Raw genomic sequence first — 19130 nt, 5'->3', positions numbered from 1 at the left:
TCCACTATTTTAAAAACAGCCGAATAACGGGTTCGCTAAATCCAATATGCCGACTTTAGCTGTTTCCTTTTTCCAATGTCACGACAACAATTTCCGGCAAATTGAAAATTCGCACGGGAAACGTGCTATTGCCTAGCCCTCGGCTTACAACCATTTGCGATTGGTCCACTTCGAAGATACCTTCCGTCACTTTCGGAAACCAGCCTTGACCTGGTGCAATCAAGCCGCCAATCCCCGGTATACGGACCTGGCCGCCATGGGCATGGCCGGAAAAGACCAAATCCACACCGTATTCGGCATAAATCGGCAGGTATTCCGGTCGATGTGCCAGCAGAAGTGTGAAATCTTCTGTAAGCCGAGCATTTGCTAGGCTTTGCCCTGTAACTTCTTCTTCATGAATGTCCGGCACCATCAATGGATCATCGATTCCTGCAATTTGGACCGACTCTCCGTCTTTCACCCATTCAACCGAATCATTTTCCAAGACTGTCACACCACGTTCCTGAAGCGCCCCTAAAATTTCATCAACTTTATTGGAGGCCACTTCATGGTTTCCCGTAACGTAATAAACTTCACTCATTTCTATCAGGGCATCCACTAACACTAGACTGGAATCCAAGTCGTAGCGGTTGCTGTCAATAAGGTCTCCAGTCAAAAAGATGGCATCCGGATTGGCCGCCTTCACCTTTTCAATCAAGGATGATTGATTTTTTCCGAATGTGGCGTCATGCAGATCCGACACCTGAACAATTCTTGATCCATCAAAGGCTTGCGGCAGTTCTGGGGAGGCTACTGTATACTCTGTTGTTTGCACCCAGTGGTTGCTGCCCCAAAATAAGCCCCATACTAATAATATAAGCAGTAAAAATACTGCGAGTTTCTTCATAAAACTTAACCTCTATTCGATTCTGTTTAAGTCGATTGTGTCTGCGCAGCCCACTAATCTGTTCTTTCTTCTCTGGCTTAACTAACGGCAGATCCTGATAATCCACGTTTCAGACTTATTTATGCCCCCGTTTTTTCCGGTGCGGCAACTTCAAATTTCCGAAGTTCAGTAACTTTTATAAGTATTGCATAGGAATGGAAATCCCCATAAAAGATACGCGCTCTCCATTGTCGCATCTTTTCAGTACCGGCGTCCACTTGTGCGCGTGAAGCAGCTGATCAAACTTTGGTTTTCGCTTTATTTTTCCAAGCAGCCCAACTGCCTAAAACAATCAATCCTATAATGGCCAGTACAGCAAGCCCAATCGCTCCAACAAATTCGCTGAGACGGGGATTTCCGGTTAACCAAGCTGCTGCATATCCAGGCAGTTTCATCGGGGAAGTCGCCCAATTTGCTCCTAGCAATCCATCGGCCAACTGAACGAGCAGGTATACCGCAAATGCTGCAGCCGCTGCAAGTCCACCATTTGGAAAAATAGCGCTGGCAGCCAGTGTAAGTGTAAGAATCAGCAAAATCCAGATGCTGTAGGATCCCATCATTTGAAGAAGAGCGCTAAATTCAAGCTCTTCAAAAAACAATAACGTATAGTAATACCCTGCTAAAAATCCAAGCCACAGACTGATTAGAGAAATGGCCGCTGCCATCGTCCATTTACTCAAAAAGTAGGAAAGAAAAGACAGGGGACGGACGTACAGCAAAGTCGCTGTTCCACTTTTCCGCTCCCCAGCGATTGTTCCCATATAAGCCAAAATCAGCACAACTATACCGATTGTTTGGAATTGTTCCATGACAGCCATTAAAATCTGATCAGGAGATGGGGTGGGAAATTCAAATACCGCCCCTTCCGGCAAACCTCCGGATGCCTCTAAAATCTGAGGCATAAAGTAATTCACGACAGGCTCAGTGATACCCAGCAGAATAAAAACACAAGGGATCCAGAAAATTTTATAATTCCGCACGTTTTCTCGCCATTCTTTTTGCAATAAAATACCGAACTGTTTCATTGGCCAGCAACAACCTTCAAAAAGATTTCTTCCAAAGAAGCAGTTTGAAATTCCACTCCTAAGATGTCCTGCTTTTCTGAAGATAAAGTGTAGAGCACCTGTTGCATGCCGGGACCTTCTTCATCGACAGAGAGATAAACAGAATTTGCTGAAACGTGCGTTTTCCAAGGATGTTCCCCCGCAAACTTCACAGCCTCGGCAGGATTGTGAAACCGGATCCGGATGCGGGGATTGGCATGCCGGCTTTTGACTTCGTCCAATGATCCATGTTCGATTAAGCGCCCGTCTTTCATAAACAGCAGCTGATCTGTCATTTCTTCTGCATCGTTCAAAATGTGGGTAGAATACAAAATCGTCGTGTCTTGCTGCAGTGATTTCAGTAAATCCATGATTTCCCGGCGGCCGGTGGGATCAAGTGCTGAAATCGGTTCATCCAACAAAAGAAGTTTAGGCTCATGGACAATCGCTTGTGCCAAGCCCAATCGCTGTTTCATCCCGCCGGAAAAAGCACCGATATTTTTGCGCAAGGCTCCTTCAAGCCCGACAAATTCCAATGTACGCATTGCCTGCAGCTTTGCTTTCTTTGTATCGACTCCACTTAATCTGGCAGCCATCTCAGTGAATTCCAGCGCTGTCAGCCACGGGAAAAATTGCGGATACTGTGGCAGAAAGCCGACTGTCAGACCATCGGCCAAACTGATTGTACCGCTCGAAGGAGATAATAAATCTGCCAACATGGACAGCGTTGTCGTCTTGCCTGCACCATTGGGCCCAATCAAAGCCGTCGCTGTACCTTTTTCCAACCCGAAAGAAAGATTTTCCACTGCAAGTTCCTGTCCATACTGCTTCGTTAGATTGTTGACTTCCATTAAGCTCAATAATTTCTCCTCCCAACAACAAAGTACACAATAGGTCCAATAATATTAACGACGACAATAATGATGCCCCACATCCATTTTGGACCGTTTGGATTTGGGTTTTTGATTAAATCCACTAAAGCAAAAATCATCAAGCCGATTTGAATGACAAATATCGGCAGTAAAGCCAAAAGCATTGTTGTTTGGTCCATGTTTTTTCTCCTCATATTCGTATTGATAAAACAACTTTTCATGATGAATTCCGTTTGCTGATGTTAGTTTTTAGTGGAAACACGAAAAAACCGAAGCTGGTAATCGTTCGGTCTTTTCCTTTTATTCTACATCATGATCTTGGTTACTCCATCAATTTCCTGCAATTTCTTGACTAAATTGATTTCATTGCTGATTTTGCTTTCGCTGACTGTGAAATTATAGGTAGAAAAGTTGTTACCGCCATATGATACGGCATTTTCAATCTGGAATTCATGGATATCCATTTTTGATTCTTCAAAAACGGCAACCAACTCTGAAAACAGGTTTTCCCGATCTTCAGCTGTTACCGCAACATTCTTCTGCAGCCGATTTTTAAAAAACTTGTTTTCGATATGATACAGGACATACAAAGTCAGTAAGACAATAACCGTGGCCAGCACTGCTGAATAGTACATTCCTGCGCCAATGGTCAATCCAATGCCCGATGCTACCCAGACAGAAGCAGCAGTCGTCAGCCCTCTGACAGAGCCCCGATGGACGATGATGGTGCCCGCTCCCAGGAAACCGATGCCACTGATGACATAGGAAGGAATCCGGGCAGGGTCAAAACGGATTGCACTGTTGTCGCTGTTGAGAAAGGAATCGAAGCCGGTTATCGACAAAATCATCATCAGACATGAACCAATCCCGACCAATAAATGTGTCCGAAGTCCCGCTGGCTGGTTTTTCGCTTCCCTTTCAATGCCAATCAAGCCACTAAAAAAAGCTGCAGCCAGCAAACGGGTCACAATCTCCATATAATCTGTCGGCAGCAAGTCCATCATATCCCTCCTGACTTGTCAGACAGAGCTGGGGCATGAACTCCCTTTTCGGCTTACCACTTCATCTTTGAAAAGAGATCGATTAAAAACAGCTTCTCGGCTCTTCCGATGTTCCATTTTTCCAGCTCTTCGATTACACCTTTTTTTGTTCCGTAACCTTTCACAAAACCGTTCAGCCGTGCGGCAAAAGTTGAATCCCTCAGCAGTTCTTGGTCCTGATACAGCCCTGACAATTGTTCCAAAGCCTTGGGATATCGTTTCAAATAATATTTTTGATGGCGTTCTTCAGCTGTGGTGAACTCAGTAAAAGGTGAAATTTCCGTCTCGACCGTCTCCCTCAACTGACCTTCCATTTCTTTTTTGGCTTCGGCAATTAGTTTGTGCTGCTGTTCTGTATGGTAATGAAGCAATGAAATATACTGTCTTCCTTTATAATTGTCCCTATTCGGGTAATGGTTTTGCCAAAATTCTTTAAGTACCTCTGTATAGCTGATGATGGAAGGATCAAATTCAATTTGGACGGTTTCCGTATGGTCACCCATTTCCCGGTATGTCGGCGAGTCTGTGTGGCCGCCTGCAAAACCGACACGGGTGCGTATAACTCCAGGCATACTGCCGAATCGGGCTTCCGGCCCCCAGAAACAACCCATTCCAAAAGTGGCCAGCTCCAGCTGTCCCCCGTTTTGATAAAGGCCTTTTTCGATTGTTTCAATGTTCATTGGCTGAGCACCCACCTTTCTGGTTCTTCTGCCGCTGCGCAAGAAAGCACAGAGCAAATACTATACAGTCGTTAGTTACATCCTTTAAAATCAATGTAACAAGACCTATTCGAAAATGCATGGCATACGTACTCAAATAAGAAAACAATAGCAAAAGAAAGCAGGGATACGCGATGAAAAGCCAAAGAAAGGAAATCATTTCTTACTTTAAGCAAATGGACCGCAGCTTTTTCATGGACTCCAATAAAGACCTGGCCGTATTTGACCAAGCCCTGCCTATTGGATTTGAACAAACGATTTCACAGCCGTCCCTGGTTCTCGAAATGACGCTGGCGCTTGATCTTCATCCAGAACAGAAAGTTTTAGAGCTGGGCACAGGGTCAGGTTTTCAAACTGCTCTGCTTGCCGCTTTCTCAGAATCCGTCTATACCATCGAACGAATCGAAGAACTGCATGCTCGCGCAAAAGAACGGTTGGCTCAATTGAACTTCCAAAATATCCATTTTAAATTGGGGGATGGCAGTGAAGGTTGGAAAGAGTTCGCTCCCTATGACCGGATTATGGTGACAGCTGCCGCTGCAGAAGTGCCAAAAGAGCTCCTGGAACAATTGGAAATCGGCGGGAAAATGGTCATTCCTGTCGGAAGTTCTTTCAGCCAGGAATTGCGGTTGATTGAAAAAGATGACCAGGGCAAAATCCACACAACGCTACTGAACGAAGTGTTATTCGTTCCTTTAAAAGGCAAATATGAAAAATAAAAAATGCGTTTCACATCGAGTTCCTTCATGTGAAGCGCTTCTTTATCCTATCCATTCATTGCGTCGACTCTATTCTCTGCTGCCATTCGACTTTACTGGCGTATTGGGTGTTCTATAAAGCAAAAATATCCCTAAGGCCAGTATGACTACTGCTGTTATATTCCATACAAGGTCATAGGGCAGCAACTCCACCCCATAGCGAATTTGATGGAGCTCCAATAATTTGTGGTGGACAATACCGTCATAAAGCTGAAAGGCTCCAGCACCCATCAGCATTCCTCCTAGCCAGCGCTTGGGCCACCAGGCTTTGCGGCGCTGAAGATCAGCAAGGAGAAATAAGGAAGCTACGGTCGCAAACCAGCTGAAGGCGTGAAAAAAACCATCTGATACCAATCCTGCATCGCTTGTAGACTTATCGTAAAAATGATGCCAATGCAGTAATTGATGAAAGACCGTTTCATCAATGAAAGCCACCAACCCGACTCCAAACAGGAAGCCTGACCAAACGTTTCTTTTGGCATGGACTCTTCGGTTTTTCTCCTTTGTGTAGTCAGTGGTTTTGACTGTAGTTGAAGGCATGGAATTCTCCTTTCTCATTAAATCGGCTTTTTGAAAACTCATAAGTATAGATTTCAGCTTTTTCCAAATAATACCCTTATTCTGTAGGCCTAAAACAATCACCGCAATAAGAAAACCAAAATCATGAGCCAATAAGACCAATAAATCTAAACCCTTCATATCAGCTCATCTCGCAAACAAATTCAGCGTAATTCCACTATCGCTATCCGATTTCTTTAATAAATCTGACGAATCCCGTATAATAAAGCCAATTAGCCGCCAGTGGCCAACTCGGCCTACTTACGGATAAAAGGAGAGCAGATTATGCCCAATGAAAAAACAATCCACACTGAAGTCGGCAGTTATATTTCCACTTTACTGCGTGACCATTTCGGAAAAGGCCCAACATCGGTCTTCGTAACAGTCAAGCCTCCTTTTATTACCATACATCTTCGTGGATTTTTGGCTCCCACTGAAAAAATCCTAATGAAGCAGCAAGAGCACCGAAGAGTGTTGGAAACACGTGACCTTCTGATGAACCAACTGGTCGCCGATATCAAATTGGAATTATGGAAGATCGGCAAAATCGATATTGAAGATGTCTATGCAGACTGGAATTTAGATGATCAAACAGGCATGATTTTGGCGATTATGCCTGATAAGACGCCTGCAGCTGATTTTGAATGGGATTCGGACATTCAAGTGGAGAATATTCGTGAGGAAGTCATGGAAGCCAGCCGCAAAGCACAAAAAACACCTGAGTCCACTGAACTGTATTGGCTGAATAACCGAACATTATTGATTGAGCGCTCGGGAATTTTTGTGGAAATCGAAAAAGAGCTGATCAAAGGCGGCTTTATTGAAGAATTGAAATTGGTTAAGCGGCCGTTGGAACGCCGATTGATTTTGCAGACCCAGATTGAAGCCATCTTAGGGCAACCCATTATGGAGGTATTCCTTGACTGGAATTTCATAACCTATAAAGGGTATATTGTGCTGTTGCTGGAAACGCCTAAATAAAAAAAGCCAGCTGTCCAGCCGGCTTTGCTGACTAGAGGCAAACTCGAAGGGTTCGAGCTGTCTATAGTCTTTTTTTATAAGGAGCCTGACCAGCTGGCACAGCAACTTTGGCTCTCTAAAAATTATTTCTAGCTGCTGATGGTTTGAGCTGATTGGCAATAGGGGCAAAATTCATAAGAGTTTTTTTCTTCCAGCTGCTCAATATATTCGACCTCATCCGTAAATTCTCTTTTTTCCACAGGTGTTTCTACGAAACCACAACGATCGCCGGCAAATTGCCGTTGGTGAATCTGCTTTTTCTTATGGTCAATGAAATAATACATACCATTCATTCCTTTCTTTTTCAGAAATAGAAAAAGCCGAAAAGAACCCCCTTTTTCAAAGGATTCTTTTCGGCTTTTATATCAGCTCTATTGTCTGAAATATTTAACCATCATATGAAATTACCAAATGTGTAAGTAAGCAATAGAATGGGCAGAGAAATTGTGTGCAAAGTCGGAAACACTATTTGTTTTCCAAGTGTTTTTATTATACTAGGCTTCTTATCCAAGGTAAAGTTATCAGCATATTCAATTGCGTGTAAATTCAGAAATTCGTTTTATTTGTTGCCTTTTCCGGATAGGTCTTCGAATTCTTTAGCGATTCTTTCCAATGCTTCTTGAATGAGCGGCCGCGGGGAAGGCGTACAGATTCGTTGATAGAATTCCCCTTCTTCACCAAACATACTGCCGTCTTCCAATAAAACATTGGCTTTATTGTAGATGCGGTCGTGGATATCTTTCGCTGAAATACCGTAGCCGCTGAAATCCAGCCACATGATGTACGTGCCTTCCGGAATGGCCACTTTCACTTCAGGCATCTTTTCAGCTAAAAACTCCTTGATATATGCCATTGTCCCATCGACATAGTCTTTCAACTGCTCAAGCCAATCTTCACCTTCGTTATAAACCGCAATCAAAGCGGAGATGGCGAATGGAGACGCCAATTGCATGCCCATTTCAGTAGCGAATTTAGTCCGCAGCTCTTCATCGGAAATAATGACGTTGGTGCAGTGCAGTCCCGCTACATTGAATGTTTTATTGATGGCGGTACAGGTGATGATATGGTCCGTATGGTCAGCTGTTTTTGCCATCGGAATAAATTCCTTGCCACGGCGCAGCAAGTCTCCGTGGATTTCATCCGCTACAATCAATACATTATTTTCATGGCAGATGGCCGCCATTTTTTTCAACTCTTCTTCATTAAACAGCCGGCCTGTCGGATTATGCGGATTGCAGAGAATGAACATTGTCGTTTGGTCATCCTTTGCTTTAGCTTCAAAATCCTCAAAATCGATGGAATAATAGCCATCAGCATCTTGTTTCAATGCGTTATTGACTACTTTTCGGCCATTTCCTTCAATCACTGAGGTAAACGGAGGATAAACAGGACGCTGGATGATGATGCCGTCTTCCACATTCGTGAATGCCTTAACCGCAATATTCAATGCATGCACCGTTCCTGGGCTATAGACGATTTGCTCTTTTTCGACTTTCCAGCCATGCCGCTTTTGCAGCCAGGATTGGATAGCCTCAAAATATTCATCCGGAAACACGGAATACCCGTAGATTCGGTGATCCACCGTTTTATGCAATGCTTCCACCAATGGCTGGGGAACCGGCAAATCCATATCGGCAGTGAACAACGGAATGGTGTCTTCGTCATATCTTTCTGTAAGCCCGAATTGTTTGATCAGCTCTCCTCCATCCCACTTCATGGAGTAAGTGCCTCTTCTGTTGACGATTTCATCGAAATTATACTTCATGCGAAACTCCCTTTCCTCTGGACATTGTGCTTTATCTTCACTTTCATTATCAAAGAAAGACTAGAACCTTTGCAACCAATCAGGCTTTTGGCCCCTTCGCAAATCCGCTTGCCCACTTAAAACTCCATTTTCAATTTACCGTCTTCCAACACCAGTTTGGCGTTGAACTTTTTGCCATTTTTTGAAACAAAACCTTTAATGACCGGCGTCTTGCCTCTTGTGCATAGGTATTCAATTTGTTTAGCGGTCAATCGTTTTTTCAAGAAAATTGCTGGAAACGATTGCTTGCAGCCATTGGCGTGTTCAGTGCAGTTGTAAGAGCCTCTTCTCGAGACGATCATGCCTGTCTTGCATCTTGGACAAGGGGCAATTTCGTCTTTGGCGTTCGGCGTCGCCAGCTGTGCCGGCAACCCGTTTTTCTGCATTTGCCCCGGTACCTCATCAAGCAGCTTCTGGATAAATTTGCCGATGGTAGCCAGGAAAACTTCAGCCGAACCTTCGCCTCTTCCTATTTTCTTTAAATACGTCTCCCATTTTGCAGTCATCGACGGACTGGACAATAGATTCCCTTCGATGGACTGGCATAGGATTCGGCCTTTGTCTGTAATCGAAACGATATTTTTAGAAACCGAAATATATTCATGCCGCTTGATCGTCTCAATGATTCCACTTCTTGTGGCTTCTGTTCCAAGCCCTTCAATTTCTTTAAGGATCTCGGTGTCTTCCACATCCTCGACAAGCTTTCCGCAGGTTTTCATCATGGCGATCAATTGGCCTTCGGTATAAGGCTTTGGCGGAATCGTCATGCCTTCTTTTATGTCAACTTTGCTTTTTACCCGTTCCTGCTCCCGCAGTTCCGGCAAAGACGGTTCCGCTTTTGCTTCTTTGGCAGGAGGGAAAAGCTCTTTCCACCCTTTTTCGAGCTCGGTTTTGCCGGTTGTGAAAAAGGTCAACCCCTTGACGTCTGTTGTCACTTTGGTTTCAGCATAGCGGTACTCTTTATGGAACATCGCCAACGTCGTCCGCAAGACCTCTTCATACAGATTGCGTTCGTCTTTCGCCAACCCTTCCAATTTTCTGGCTGTCGGTATGGTTTTTGTCGGAATGATAGCATAATGCTCCTGTACTTTGGAACTGTCCACAAAACGCTTTTTCGGTGCTTTCGAGGCGATCGGAAAAGGCATTTCAATCAGCTTCTGATACTTTTCAACTTGGCCTGCCAAATAGCTGAACTCGCCCGGTGTAATGTGCTGGGTATCGGTTCTTGGGTAGCTGACAAGTTTCTTTTCGTACAGGCCCTGCATGACAGATAAAACTTTCGCAGGGCTGTATTTCCATTTACGGTTGGCTGTTGCCTGCAATGTCGATAAGGAATGAAGCTGTGGCGGTGGGGTACGCTTTTCCGTAGTTTTCACCTGCGTTACGATGCCTTCCTCTTTTGCGGCAATCTCATGTTTAGCCAAGAGCTCTTCCGCTTCTTTCCGTTCCTTGGCCCGCAACTTCGCCTTGCCTTTGTAGCGGCCTTTTTCCGCATCGAATACACCTTCAATTTCATAGAAAGGCTCCGGCACGAATGCTTCAATTTCCTTTTCCCGCTGATAAATCAGAAAGACAGTCGGCGTCTGGACACGCCCAATCGCAAATACCTCGCGTATTCCTTTTTCCTGAAGCAATAAGGAATACAGGCGGGATCCGTTCATTCCCACCAGCCAATCGCTGATCTGGCGCGCTTTGGCTTCCTGGTACAATAATAAGTCCTGCCGATTGTCGCGCAATTCCTGGAAGCCTTTCCGCACTTCATCCACTTCGAGGGAGTTGATCCATAAACGTTTGATCTTTTTATTTTTTGCACCCGTCTGGTAGTAAATGCTATAGAATATATTGGATCCTTCCCGGTCAACATCACAAGCGTTGATGACCGTATCGGTTTGAAAAATCAATTTTTTGATGATGCCGAATTGCTGCGCTTTGCCTCTTGCCACCTGGAATTGGTAAGTGTCCGGCAAAATCGGCAACGCGGCCAGCGACCATCTGCCCCATTTCGGATCATAGGCCTTCGGTTCTTTCAGTTCCACAAGGTGTCCGATTCCCCAAGTGATATAGGCGCCTTCCGGAAAAATCGCATCGGGAGCGACTTCAATATAGCCATCGCGTTTCACGCTTTTGAACGCTTCGGCATAGGCTTTAGCCTGGCTTGGTTTTTCAGCGACGATCACTGGTTTCATGCGCTTCTTCCTCCCCTTCGATCTTACTCTTATTGTACTGCTTCAGCCAAAGAATAAAAGCAAAAAGACAATTCCGTGCAAATTGGGGTATAGTAAGTTCTAACAGAAAGAACATATCGAAAAAGGAGTCGTTCACTATGACTAACAAAACTGCTTTACTGGCAGGTGCAAGCGGACTGGTCGGCAACGAATTGCTCCATATCCTTTTAAACAGCCCTCATTACAAAGAGGTAAAAGTTCTGGTTCGCCGCCCATTGGACATGGCACATGAAAAACTCGAACAGGTGGTCACAGATTTCGACAAACTGGACAATTATGCCAATCACTTTGATGTAGACGATGTTTATTGCTGCCTCGGTACCACAATCAAAAAAGCGGGATCACAAAGTGCATTCAAAAAAGTCGATTACGAATATCCGCTAAGGATGGCTGAATTGGCAAAGTCGCAGCAGGTAAAGAACTTTTTGATCATTACGGCTTTAGGGGCGGACGCGGAGTCAAAAGTCTTCTATAGCCGCACCAAAGGACAACTCCAAGTGCGTTTGAAGAAAACAGGCTTGACGGCACTTCATATTTTCCAGCCTTCTTTGCTGCTCGGCGATCGCCAGGAATTCCGCTTAGGCGAAAAAGCCGCAACTGTCTTAAGCCCAGCCATCAGCAAATTGTTGAAAGGGAAAATGAAGAAATATAAACCTGTCGAAGCAAGGAACGTGGCGCTTGCTATGTATGAAGTCGCACAAATCGAACGGACCGGCAACTATACCTATCCATCGGACCGCATCGAGAAAATCAGCGCACAAAGCGCCGACAAATAAGAGAGGATGCCTTTAAATGGCACCCTCTCTTTTTCAATTAAAGAATATCTGTCCAAATTTTAATGGCTGTGCCTAAAATCAGCAAGGCCAAAATCCATTGTAGATACTTGGTATTCATTTTTTGTCCCAGCTTCGCTCCAAGGGGTGCTGCGAGTATACTTGCAACAATCATGACAGCTGCCGGTCCATAAAGGATCTGATCCGTAACGATTTTGCCGACTGTCGAACCAATGGATGACAAAAATGTAATCGCAAGCGACGTCGCAATTGTCATTCGAGTTGGAATTTTTAAGACAACAAGCATGATAGGCACAAGGATGAAGGCCCCAGCCGCCCCCACAATTCCAGCGGCAATACCGACGATAAACGCCAATCCTGCTGCCAGCCATTTATTGAAAGACACTTGGTCAAGTGGGATGTCATCGACGCCTTTTTTCGGCATGAACATCATCACGACTGCAATGGTGGCCAATCCTGCATAGACAATATTGATGGCCTGCTCAGACAGCAAAGTCGAACCATAGCCGCCGATGAAACTGCCCACTAAAATGGCGCCCCCCATATAAGCGATTAAGGTTTTATTTAAATAACCGCTGCCACGGTAGGCCCAAACACCCGCAATGGTCGCGAAAAAGACTTGGATGGCACTGATGCCCGAAACTTCGTGTGCGCTGAATGCAGTAAAGCCCAGCATCACCGGTATATAGAGCAGCATCGGATACTTGATGATCGAACCGCCGATCCCCACCATTCCGGAAATAAAGGAACCTACAAAGCCAATGAGAAAAATGACAATGATAAAGTCCAGACTCATTTCTTTTCACCTCTCTAAAAGGGAAAAGGACATCATGGCGATGCCCTTTAATCCGGCTCTTAGCCTTTCTTGATCCAGAATGTAAAGACATCGCCATTTTCCTGCGAATCCAGCAGCTCATGTCCACCTGATTTTGCCCATGCAACCAGATCCGCCTTTGCGCCTTTGTCGGTTGCCAGGATTTCAAGAACCTGCCCACTTTCCATTTCCTTCATTTCTTTTCTTGTTTTTACGATCGGCATCGGGCATGCCAGCCCTTTTGCGTCTAATACTTTATCTGCGTTCATCAAAATCTCTCCTTTTGGGTTTTATTTAATGTTAAGTTTCTTTCTCTATAAGATTCGGTGCTTAGCTGCCACTTGAATATGAAGCAAAGCAACACGGGCCACCAGGCAAGCCAGCTGTTTTGCGGAATATCGATTGCCATAAATCGGTGCTTAACGAACCGCACAACGGTTTGGCCCGATTTCCATTTCACGCTGTACTTCTTCGTCAGGAGTAATCTTGCCCATATTCGTTTTGCGGATGTCCTGATAAGCATTTGGTTGCGGCGGCAAGTTCAAGGTAACCATATCTCGAAATTCTTGCTCATCTGCGATATTCAAGCCGTGGTTTTCCTTGAACAGATCGCCCAGTTTTTTAGCGACACTGCCATCTTCGTTCAATTCTTCGATGATCATGAAATGAGCAGGCAATACAATGAGCTCATCCGCCAATTTCTGATAACGTGTGTATAATGATTCCCTTAAATCTCCAACCCAGTCGTCAGCCAAGCCGGCAAGGTCCGGTCTGCCGATAGAGTCGATGAATAAAATATCACCTGTCATCAAATATTGTTGGTCTACGATGAATGATGTAGATCCAATCGTGTGCCCCGGTGAATACAACGCTTCAATTTCAATTTTCGAGCTTCCGATCGCCACTTCCAAGCCATTCTCCAAAGCTGTGTAGTCGAACACTACTTCTTCTGCATCTTTAGGCGGCAAATAATAGCTTGCCCCTGTTGCTACTGCAATTGCACGGCCACCGGAAATATGATCCGCATGCAAATGTGTATCGAATACATGTTTGATCGTTGCGCCTTTTTCCTGCGCGAAGTCCAAGAAGATATCTGCCATGCGGGTTGCATCGATAACGGCTGCCTCGCCTTCAGAGATGGCCATATAAGACAGACATCCCTTGCCAAGACGAACAAATTGGTATAATTCTCCGCCCCCCTGCAAGTCACCGACTTTTACTGGTTCCAAGTGCTCACTCCAGGCTTTCATTCCGCCTTCAAGGTAGGCCACATCGATGCCTTCCTCGGATAGCATTTCCGCCACCATAACAGAAGAACCCTCTTTTGCACAGACTACTAAAATATCTCTGTCCGTCGGCAAGTCTGAAACCACTTCTTCGACGCCGTCCAATAGATCGAAATAAGGAGTATTCAAATACTGAACATTGCGACCTTCAATTTTCCAATCTGCAAAGGCATCTCCATTTCGTACATCCAGAATGAACAATGGCTGATTGTTCACTACTTTCTTTGCTACTTCACTTGCTTTCATCGCATTTACAGTCATATTAAAATTACCTCCAGGGGTATATATTTTTCTAAATTTTTTTACTCTGTCTTCCCTGTCCAGTTGCTCATACCAGGTACTACATTGTATAAAGTGCCAAAACCATTTTTGGTCATCATATCTCCTGCAATGCCGCTTCTTCTGCCTGAATGGCAAATGATATAAATTGCATCTTCTTTGGCTAATTCATCCATTCGTGCTTCGACTTCGCCTAGAGGGATATGGATTGCTCCCGGAATATGGGCTTCTTCAAATTCATCTTTTTCACGGACATCCAAAATTGTCATGTGCTCATCAGCTTCCACCTTTTGAGTGAAATCAGCCAGTGAAATTTTTGGAATAGTGATGGTTTCTTCCGGAGCTCCTGCTCCATCCTTGCGAAGGAAATGATGTAAGACGCCCCCTTCGGTTTCAGTGCCGATATATTGATGGCCTGAACTCTTTGCCCATGCTTGCAGATCAGCTGTTGAACCTTTATCTGTTGCAAGGATTTCCAATACTTTTCCTGAATCCATCGTCTTCATCATCTTTTTTGTTTTCACGATTGGCATCGGGCATGCCAGCCCTTTTGCATCTAATATTAAATCAGTTTGTACCATTTATATTCCTCCTTGGAAATTTGCCTGTTCTTCAGCAGGCGTTTAGTTTGTTTCGCCATTCCAATCCAGCATTCCGCCATCCATATTGGTCACTTTATAACCATGGTTTTCAAGGAAATTGGTGGCTTGTCCGCTGCGTCCGCCTGAACGGCAAACCATGATGTATTCTTTCGATTTATCGAGCTCATTCATCCGAAATTCCAGTAAGCCCAAAGGAATATTGATAGCGCCTGGAATCTTCCCGGCTGCAACTTCATTGGTTTCCCGAACATCAATCAAATTGATTGTTTGTTTGCTTTCCACTAATTCCCGAACTTGCTGAGTTGTCATTGTTTTCATTATAATTTCTCCTTTATGCGCGGTAGCTACTCATACCGCCTCTAATATTTGTGATGGTGGTGAATCCGTTCTTCTTCAATAATTGGCTGGCTTTGCTGCTGCGCATACCGCTTTGGCAAATGACCAGTACTTCTTTTTCTTTTGACAGTTCATTCATCCGTTTTGGCAACTCATTTAATGGGATGTTCTTAAAACCCTTAATGTGGTTCCCTTTGAACTCTCCCGGTGTCCGAACATCGATATACTGCTTATCTTTCTTGCCAAGCTGCGTTTTCATTTCTTCTGTAGATATCGACTGAATTCCTTTAGCCGGTGAAGTAAATCGGTAAGCTATCCAAAGAGCTGCCGCTCCAATTAGAACCCATAGTATCCATTCCATGCTGCACCTTTCCCTTCTGCTGTAAATGCGATTAGATGAATAGGTTGACGTTGCCGTCTTCGGCATCTCCAAGATAAGCAGCGACTCCTGCATACTCGACTCCATCCAATAGTTCTTCTTTCTGCAAACCAAGAAGGTCCATCGTCATCGTACAAGCGATCATTTTTACGTCCTGTTCTTCTGCCATTTCAATTAATTGGGGCAAGGTCAGTGCATTGTGCTTTTTCATGACTTGCTTGATCATTTTAGGTCCCATTCCGCCGAACTGCATATTCGATAAACCAAGTTTATCTGCACCTCTTGGCATCATTTTCGCAAACATCGTTTCCAGACGCCCTTTTTTCAACGCTGGCGGATTTTCTTTCCGTAATGCATTCAATCCCCAAAATGTATGGAAGATTGTCACTTCATGATCGTATGCAGCAGCACCGTTGGCGATAATGTAAGCTGCCATTGCCTTATCGTAATCCCCGCTGAATAATACGATTGTCGTCTTCTTTTGTTCTTGTGCCATTTTATTGCCTCCATTTCCAATTACCCGTGGGGGTATATTTTATTTCGAAAAAAAATGACGTTTTATAGTGGCGCCGCACTTCTTTCATACCCTATAGGGTATATTAAAGCATGTCTTTCTGAAAGTCAAACAAAAATTTCTTTATCTGCTTTTCACTAGCAAGTCGACAGCTTCTTTTACCATGCCTTCAGTGCTTTCGCCTTTTTCGATGCTTTCGCGTACACATGTCTCCAGGTTATCGCTGACAATAACACCAATGGCGCGATCAACTGCGCTTCTTACCGCGGACAGTTGCATGACTACGTCTCTGCATTCTCCATCATTTTCAACCATTTTGATGACACCGCGAAGTTGGCCTTCTATTCTTTTCAATCGATTCTCAACAAGTTTGTCGTATTTCATCTTAACTATGCCTCCCATAAATAATATAAGAATGTTTAACTAACCCCTATATTATACCCCTAAGGGTATTAAGTCAACCTATTAGCTCGCAATAAAATCGATTTAAGAAACATGGTTAAATCAACTGTTCGCAGACCGCGCAGCAAGTTATGCAGATTGATCGATGCACTTGATCAATCGCTCTTCAATATCTTCAGCAATCGATTTGATGTTCTCGTCTTCCACCATACTGATTAGGGCAGTAGGCTTCGGCATTCCGATTTTCACTCCATCGCTTTCTTTATAGACAACGATTTTGCATGGCAGGAAATAGCCGATCATCAAGTTTTCCGATAACACACGGTTCGCTTCTTTCGGGTTGCAGACCTCCAGAATAGTGTAGGGGGTATCGAAATCTTCTCCTTTTTCCTGGAGCTTGGCAGTTAAATCAAAGTTCCAGAGAATCCCGAATTTCTCTGCTTTTAAATTTTCTTCTAAAGCTTCAACCGCCTCATTGACTGTCTTTGATGTATCCACTGTGTAATTAAACATAATCTTATTCCTCCTTTTAGTTTCGCTCTCTAAGTACCCTACCCGGTATATATCCTTATAAACATGGGAGCAAAAGGCAGCCAAAACAAAATCCTTCATCTATAAAGGATGAAGGATTTCTCGAAATTCAGTGGCCTGTTGTAATCTGAGCCTGCAATTCAATTTCTACATTGCCTTTGATAGCCCGTGTAATCATGCAGGAGCTTTCAGCTTTTTCAGCCAGTTTCTGTGCCAAAGCCAAATCTTTTTCGGAAGCATCGGCTTTTAGGACCACAAGTGGTTTATGGATGATGCGTTTGTACGTGATGACGCCTTTTTCCACTTCCACAATCCCTTCTGATTCCATCGTCAGAGACTGCTTTTCCAATTTGCTGCGTTCCATCATTGCTGCAAGTGTAATAATGTAACAAGTCGCGGCAGCGCCCAACAGCATTTCATCTGGATTTGTACCAATTCCCGGTCCATCCATTTCAGGCGGAATGGATATTTGGGTTTTTAGCCCCCCGACTTCAATGTCTCCCACATCATTGCGGAGACCTGGCCAATCTGCTTTTAAATGAAAGCTATGCAATGTCATAACGCTCCACTCCCTTGATTAGTGATTTTTGCTATTTCTTCAATGCGCGGCATCGCCGTCAACGCACCGGCCTTTGTCGCACAAAGCGCTCCCAATTTGTTGCCGAAATCAGCACAGGCAATGACCTCCTGCTCCGTACCAGGCAAGCCTTGCAAATGGACGTGGCGGATGACACCTGCCATAAAAGCATCTCCTGCTCCCGTAGTGTCCACTTGCTGTACCGGAACAACCGGCACATGATGAACTTTATTCTGGAAAACAGCATGCGTCCCATTTTCACCATCCGTTACAAAAACCAAAGGAATAGCAAAACCGGACAACCGTTCAAGCCCTTCCTCCATAGACTCAGTTTCCATTAAGAAATCCAATTCTGCTGTCGTCAGTTTGACGATATCTGCTGATGGCAGAAATTCGAGAACTGTTTCACGGCAAAGCTCTTCACTTTCCCAGCGCAATGGACGAATATTGACGTCATATGAACATAGGACGCCATGTTCTTTTGACAGTTCCAGAGCTTTCCGGGTCGTCTCCCTCGCTTCGGGATGGAATAGTGTTCCCGAACAAAAATGAAAAATGCTGGCCTTTTCAAAAGCCTTCTTCTCCAGTTCGTGTCCTCCAACTTGAAGATCGGGCGTTTCATTGACGTAATCTGCAAACACACGGTCAAATTCAGGTGTCAGGTGGATGTAAACACCGCTTACCCGCTTTTCAGGCACCTGAATAGCGTGCGACAAATCCACGCCTTCTTTCAATAGTTCGTTGCGTACAAAAGCTGATGTCTCATCGTCCCCTGTTATGGTGACAAACCTCGAGGACAGGCCTAACCGGCTGATGCCTGCAGCCACGTTCACTGTCGCTCCACCCAAATGGCGGTTGAACGAAGAATTATCAGTATCCGCTGCGATATAATCCACAAATGCATCTCCGTATGTCAGGACGTGCTTTGTTTTTACCATCTGTTGACCTCCTTCATGTTAAATGGCTTCTTCCTTGCTATAATTTAATTGTTGAGTAAGAAAAGGAGGAATACCGTATGAATGTCATTATACGACAAGCACGGCCAGAAGACGCAGAAAACGTAGCGCCGCTCATTATTAATGCCATCGGTGAAATCGCCGATCATATGACGGCACAAAAAGAGCCAGGGGCCGTATTGGAAAAAGTTGCGGAGATGGTACGCGGGGAACATACACGCCATAGCTATCACTATACCTACACCGCTTTAGTCAATGGCACTATTGCGGGCGCCTTGGTGCTCTATCACGGCAATCAAGCTGAAGCCCTGGACCGCTATTTAATTGATCAACTGAAAAAGCAAGGCCATGATCGTTCCATTGAACCGGAAGCCCATCTTGACGAATGGTATATCGATACTGTCTCAGTCGATCCAGCCTACCAGGGGCAAGGAATCGGCTCGAAGCTATTTGAATTCGCAGAAGAACGCGTGTTGGCTGAAGGAGGCGGCAAACTCTCGTTGAATGTGGATATTGGTAAAGAAGGAGCGATCCGCCTCTACAAACGCCTGGGCTATTCCATAACGGAGCCTTGGACCATTATCGGTGAGCCTTTCCATCATATGGTCAAGACCATTTCCTGACATTTTTCAACATAAAAAACATACTAAGATTAGTAGGACGAACCAAGGCATTGGTTTGTCCTACTATTTTTTT

Annotated in this window: 25 protein-coding genes; 4 read left to right on the top strand and 21 right to left on the bottom strand. The window is 44.6% G+C overall.

The genetic code is table 11. The annotated features are described in order from the left end of the window. Positions 1 to 55: 55 nt before the first annotated feature. The 6 genes from IRE19_RS00125 to msrA all read right to left on the bottom strand — a co-directional run bounded on the left by IRE19_RS00125 (position 56) and on the right by msrA (position 4560). Positions 56 to 886: a metallophosphoesterase gene (locus tag IRE19_RS00125; RefSeq protein WP_203338866.1), complete on the bottom strand. Its 831-nt coding sequence runs from the start codon at positions 884 to 886 to the stop codon at positions 56 to 58. Positions 887 to 1164: 278 nt separating this feature from the next. Beyond that, positions 1165 to 1950 (bottom strand): ABC transporter permease, encoded by a 786-nt coding sequence (locus IRE19_RS00120; RefSeq protein ID WP_203338865.1) that lies wholly within the window; start codon positions 1948 to 1950, stop codon positions 1165 to 1167. Continuing rightward, positions 1947 to 2828, bottom strand: a complete 882-nt coding sequence (locus tag IRE19_RS00115; protein ID WP_203338864.1) for an ABC transporter ATP-binding protein — start codon at positions 2826 to 2828, stop codon at positions 1947 to 1949. Before IRE19_RS00115 ends, IRE19_RS00120 begins: the two co-directional genes overlap by 4 nt. Continuing rightward, positions 2825 to 3019, bottom strand: a complete 195-nt coding sequence (locus tag IRE19_RS00110) for a PLDc N-terminal domain-containing protein (RefSeq protein ID WP_191714950.1) — start codon at positions 3017 to 3019, stop codon at positions 2825 to 2827. The genes IRE19_RS00115 and IRE19_RS00110 overlap by 4 nt, the downstream gene beginning before the upstream one ends. Positions 3020 to 3145: 126 nt before the next feature. Further along, the gene (locus IRE19_RS00105; protein WP_203338863.1) at positions 3146 to 3844 is read right to left on the bottom strand and encodes an MgtC/SapB family protein; all 699 of its coding nucleotides are present in this window, start codon (positions 3842 to 3844) and stop codon (positions 3146 to 3148) included. 50 nt (positions 3845 to 3894) lie between these two features. After that, on the bottom strand, positions 3895 to 4560 hold the full coding sequence (gene msrA, locus IRE19_RS00100; protein ID WP_238943020.1) for a peptide-methionine (S)-S-oxide reductase MsrA: 666 nt from the start codon (positions 4558 to 4560) through the stop codon (positions 3895 to 3897). Between the two features lie 173 nt (positions 4561 to 4733). Here msrA and IRE19_RS00095 point away from each other — a divergent pair, with 173 nt between their 5' ends. Next, positions 4734 to 5318: a protein-L-isoaspartate(D-aspartate) O-methyltransferase gene (locus IRE19_RS00095; RefSeq protein WP_203338861.1), complete on the top strand. Its 585-nt coding sequence runs from the start codon at positions 4734 to 4736 to the stop codon at positions 5316 to 5318. Positions 5319 to 5387: 69 nt separating this feature from the next. Here IRE19_RS00095 and IRE19_RS00090 read toward each other — a convergent pair whose 3' ends face one another. Then, a complete protein-coding gene (locus IRE19_RS00090; protein ID WP_203339665.1) occupies positions 5388 to 5897 on the bottom strand; it encodes a DUF2243 domain-containing protein in 510 nt (169 codons plus the stop codon). 303 nt (positions 5898 to 6200) lie between these two features. Here IRE19_RS00090 and IRE19_RS00085 point away from each other — a divergent pair, with 303 nt between their 5' ends. Beyond that, positions 6201 to 6896, top strand: a complete 696-nt coding sequence (locus IRE19_RS00085; protein ID WP_203338860.1) for a Na-translocating system protein MpsC family protein — start codon at positions 6201 to 6203, stop codon at positions 6894 to 6896. Positions 6897 to 7024: 128 nt separating this feature from the next. On the opposite strand, the gene IRE19_RS00080 is transcribed toward IRE19_RS00085, so the two are convergent. The 3 genes from IRE19_RS00080 to IRE19_RS00070 all read right to left on the bottom strand — a co-directional run bounded on the left by IRE19_RS00080 (position 7025) and on the right by IRE19_RS00070 (position 10925). Beyond that, entirely contained in the window at positions 7025 to 7219 is a 195-nt protein-coding gene (locus IRE19_RS00080) for a hypothetical protein (RefSeq protein WP_225218428.1), read from the bottom strand. 275 nt (positions 7220 to 7494) lie between these two features. Continuing rightward, positions 7495 to 8700 (bottom strand): MalY/PatB family protein, encoded by a 1206-nt coding sequence (locus tag IRE19_RS00075; protein ID WP_203338859.1) that lies wholly within the window; start codon positions 8698 to 8700, stop codon positions 7495 to 7497. A gap of 116 nt (positions 8701 to 8816) precedes the next feature. Continuing rightward, the gene (locus IRE19_RS00070) at positions 8817 to 10925 is read right to left on the bottom strand and encodes a type IA DNA topoisomerase (protein WP_203338858.1); all 2109 of its coding nucleotides are present in this window, start codon (positions 10923 to 10925) and stop codon (positions 8817 to 8819) included. Between the two features lie 137 nt (positions 10926 to 11062). On the opposite strand from IRE19_RS00070, the gene IRE19_RS00065 reads away from it, so the two are divergent. Next, on the top strand, positions 11063 to 11740 hold the full coding sequence (locus IRE19_RS00065) for an NAD(P)H-binding protein (RefSeq protein ID WP_203338857.1): 678 nt from the start codon (positions 11063 to 11065) through the stop codon (positions 11738 to 11740). A gap of 37 nt (positions 11741 to 11777) precedes the next feature. On the opposite strand, the gene IRE19_RS00060 is transcribed toward IRE19_RS00065, so the two are convergent. The 11 genes from IRE19_RS00060 to IRE19_RS00010 form a co-directional block, all read right to left on the bottom strand. Next, a complete protein-coding gene (locus IRE19_RS00060; RefSeq protein WP_203338856.1) occupies positions 11778 to 12554 on the bottom strand; it encodes a sulfite exporter TauE/SafE family protein in 777 nt (258 codons plus the stop codon). Positions 12555 to 12613: 59 nt separating this feature from the next. Continuing rightward, positions 12614 to 12841: a sulfurtransferase TusA family protein gene (locus IRE19_RS00055; protein ID WP_203338855.1), complete on the bottom strand. Its 228-nt coding sequence runs from the start codon at positions 12839 to 12841 to the stop codon at positions 12614 to 12616. A 150-nt stretch (positions 12842 to 12991) separates the two neighbouring features. Continuing rightward, on the bottom strand, positions 12992 to 14119 hold the full coding sequence (locus tag IRE19_RS00050; protein ID WP_203338854.1) for an MBL fold metallo-hydrolase: 1128 nt from the start codon (positions 14117 to 14119) through the stop codon (positions 12992 to 12994). A gap of 41 nt (positions 14120 to 14160) precedes the next feature. Continuing rightward, positions 14161 to 14718, bottom strand: a complete 558-nt coding sequence (locus IRE19_RS00045) for a sulfurtransferase TusA family protein (RefSeq protein ID WP_203338853.1) — start codon at positions 14716 to 14718, stop codon at positions 14161 to 14163. Positions 14719 to 14760: 42 nt separating this feature from the next. Continuing rightward, the gene (locus IRE19_RS00040; protein WP_203338852.1) at positions 14761 to 15057 is read right to left on the bottom strand and encodes a rhodanese-like domain-containing protein; all 297 of its coding nucleotides are present in this window, start codon (positions 15055 to 15057) and stop codon (positions 14761 to 14763) included. 13 nt (positions 15058 to 15070) lie between these two features. After that, complete coding sequence (locus tag IRE19_RS00035; protein WP_203338851.1) at positions 15071 to 15436, bottom strand: rhodanese-like domain-containing protein; 366 nt, start codon at positions 15434 to 15436, stop codon at positions 15071 to 15073. Between the two features lie 31 nt (positions 15437 to 15467). After that, on the bottom strand, positions 15468 to 15950 hold the full coding sequence (locus IRE19_RS00030; protein ID WP_191714935.1) for a DsrE/DsrF/DrsH-like family protein: 483 nt from the start codon (positions 15948 to 15950) through the stop codon (positions 15468 to 15470). A gap of 141 nt (positions 15951 to 16091) precedes the next feature. Further along, positions 16092 to 16352 (bottom strand): metal-sensitive transcriptional regulator, encoded by a 261-nt coding sequence (locus IRE19_RS00025; RefSeq protein ID WP_191714934.1) that lies wholly within the window; start codon positions 16350 to 16352, stop codon positions 16092 to 16094. 147 nt (positions 16353 to 16499) lie between these two features. Further along, on the bottom strand, positions 16500 to 16883 hold the full coding sequence (locus IRE19_RS00020; RefSeq protein WP_203338850.1) for a DUF302 domain-containing protein: 384 nt from the start codon (positions 16881 to 16883) through the stop codon (positions 16500 to 16502). A 127-nt stretch (positions 16884 to 17010) separates the two neighbouring features. Further along, positions 17011 to 17460 (bottom strand): OsmC family protein, encoded by a 450-nt coding sequence (locus IRE19_RS00015; protein ID WP_203338849.1) that lies wholly within the window; start codon positions 17458 to 17460, stop codon positions 17011 to 17013. Then, positions 17457 to 18416 (bottom strand): carbohydrate kinase family protein, encoded by a 960-nt coding sequence (locus IRE19_RS00010; RefSeq protein WP_203338848.1) that lies wholly within the window; start codon positions 18414 to 18416, stop codon positions 17457 to 17459. Before IRE19_RS00010 ends, IRE19_RS00015 begins: the two co-directional genes overlap by 4 nt. Positions 18417 to 18493: 77 nt before the next feature. On the opposite strand from IRE19_RS00010, the gene IRE19_RS00005 reads away from it, so the two are divergent. Then, on the top strand, positions 18494 to 19057 hold the full coding sequence (locus IRE19_RS00005) for a GNAT family N-acetyltransferase (RefSeq protein WP_191714931.1): 564 nt from the start codon (positions 18494 to 18496) through the stop codon (positions 19055 to 19057). Positions 19058 to 19130: the final 73 nt, after the last annotated feature.

The organism is Planococcus beijingensis, from assembly GCF_016820615.1.
GTDB classification, from domain to species: Bacteria; Bacillota; Bacilli; order Bacillales_A; family Planococcaceae; genus Planococcus; species Planococcus notacanthi.
Note: the sequence above shows the minus strand (reverse complement) of the source record. Positions and strands in the feature narration are given on the sequence as shown.

What these genes read in the sequence shown, in the direction of transcription:
- IRE19_RS00025 (WP_191714934.1), bottom strand. Translation starts at nt 16,352, where the DNA reads ATGAAATACGACAAACTTGTTGAGAATCGATTGAAAAGAATAGAAGGC.
- IRE19_RS00085 (WP_203338860.1), top strand. Translation starts at nt 6,201, where the DNA reads ATGCCCAATGAAAAAACAATCCACACTGAAGTCGGCAGTTATATTTCC.
- IRE19_RS00035 (WP_203338851.1), bottom strand. Translation starts at nt 15,436, where the DNA reads ATGGAATGGATACTATGGGTTCTAATTGGAGCGGCAGCTCTTTGGATA.
- IRE19_RS00065 (WP_203338857.1), top strand. Translation starts at nt 11,063, where the DNA reads ATGACTAACAAAACTGCTTTACTGGCAGGTGCAAGCGGACTGGTCGGC.
- IRE19_RS00080 (WP_225218428.1), bottom strand. Translation starts at nt 7,219, where the DNA reads ATGTATTATTTCATTGACCATAAGAAAAAGCAGATTCACCAACGGCAA.
- IRE19_RS00120 (WP_203338865.1), bottom strand. Translation starts at nt 1,950, where the DNA reads ATGAAACAGTTCGGTATTTTATTGCAAAAAGAATGGCGAGAAAACGTG.
- IRE19_RS00060 (WP_203338856.1), bottom strand. Translation starts at nt 12,554, where the DNA reads ATGAGTCTGGACTTTATCATTGTCATTTTTCTCATTGGCTTTGTAGGT.
- IRE19_RS00075 (WP_203338859.1), bottom strand. Translation starts at nt 8,700, where the DNA reads ATGAAGTATAATTTCGATGAAATCGTCAACAGAAGAGGCACTTACTCC.
- IRE19_RS00050 (WP_203338854.1), bottom strand. Translation starts at nt 14,119, where the DNA reads ATGACTGTAAATGCGATGAAAGCAAGTGAAGTAGCAAAGAAAGTAGTG.
- IRE19_RS00090 (WP_203339665.1), bottom strand. Translation starts at nt 5,897, where the DNA reads ATGCCTTCAACTACAGTCAAAACCACTGACTACACAAAGGAGAAAAAC.
- IRE19_RS00095 (WP_203338861.1), top strand. Translation starts at nt 4,734, where the DNA reads ATGAAAAGCCAAAGAAAGGAAATCATTTCTTACTTTAAGCAAATGGAC.
- msrA (WP_238943020.1), bottom strand. Translation starts at nt 4,560, where the DNA reads ATGAACATTGAAACAATCGAAAAAGGCCTTTATCAAAACGGGGGACAG.
- IRE19_RS00070 (WP_203338858.1), bottom strand. Translation starts at nt 10,925, where the DNA reads ATGAAACCAGTGATCGTCGCTGAAAAACCAAGCCAGGCTAAAGCCTAT.
- IRE19_RS00005 (WP_191714931.1), top strand. Translation starts at nt 18,494, where the DNA reads ATGAATGTCATTATACGACAAGCACGGCCAGAAGACGCAGAAAACGTA.
- IRE19_RS00010 (WP_203338848.1), bottom strand. Translation starts at nt 18,416, where the DNA reads ATGGTAAAAACAAAGCACGTCCTGACATACGGAGATGCATTTGTGGAT.
- IRE19_RS00040 (WP_203338852.1), bottom strand. Translation starts at nt 15,057, where the DNA reads ATGAAAACAATGACAACTCAGCAAGTTCGGGAATTAGTGGAAAGCAAA.
- IRE19_RS00105 (WP_203338863.1), bottom strand. Translation starts at nt 3,844, where the DNA reads ATGATGGACTTGCTGCCGACAGATTATATGGAGATTGTGACCCGTTTG.
- IRE19_RS00020 (WP_203338850.1), bottom strand. Translation starts at nt 16,883, where the DNA reads ATGTTTAATTACACAGTGGATACATCAAAGACAGTCAATGAGGCGGTT.
- IRE19_RS00045 (WP_203338853.1), bottom strand. Translation starts at nt 14,718, where the DNA reads ATGGTACAAACTGATTTAATATTAGATGCAAAAGGGCTGGCATGCCCG.
- IRE19_RS00030 (WP_191714935.1), bottom strand. Translation starts at nt 15,950, where the DNA reads ATGGCACAAGAACAAAAGAAGACGACAATCGTATTATTCAGCGGGGAT.
- IRE19_RS00125 (WP_203338866.1), bottom strand. Translation starts at nt 886, where the DNA reads ATGAAGAAACTCGCAGTATTTTTACTGCTTATATTATTAGTATGGGGC.
- IRE19_RS00055 (WP_203338855.1), bottom strand. Translation starts at nt 12,841, where the DNA reads ATGAACGCAGATAAAGTATTAGACGCAAAAGGGCTGGCATGCCCGATG.
- IRE19_RS00110 (WP_191714950.1), bottom strand. Translation starts at nt 3,019, where the DNA reads ATGGACCAAACAACAATGCTTTTGGCTTTACTGCCGATATTTGTCATT.
- IRE19_RS00015 (WP_203338849.1), bottom strand. Translation starts at nt 17,460, where the DNA reads ATGACATTGCATAGCTTTCATTTAAAAGCAGATTGGCCAGGTCTCCGC.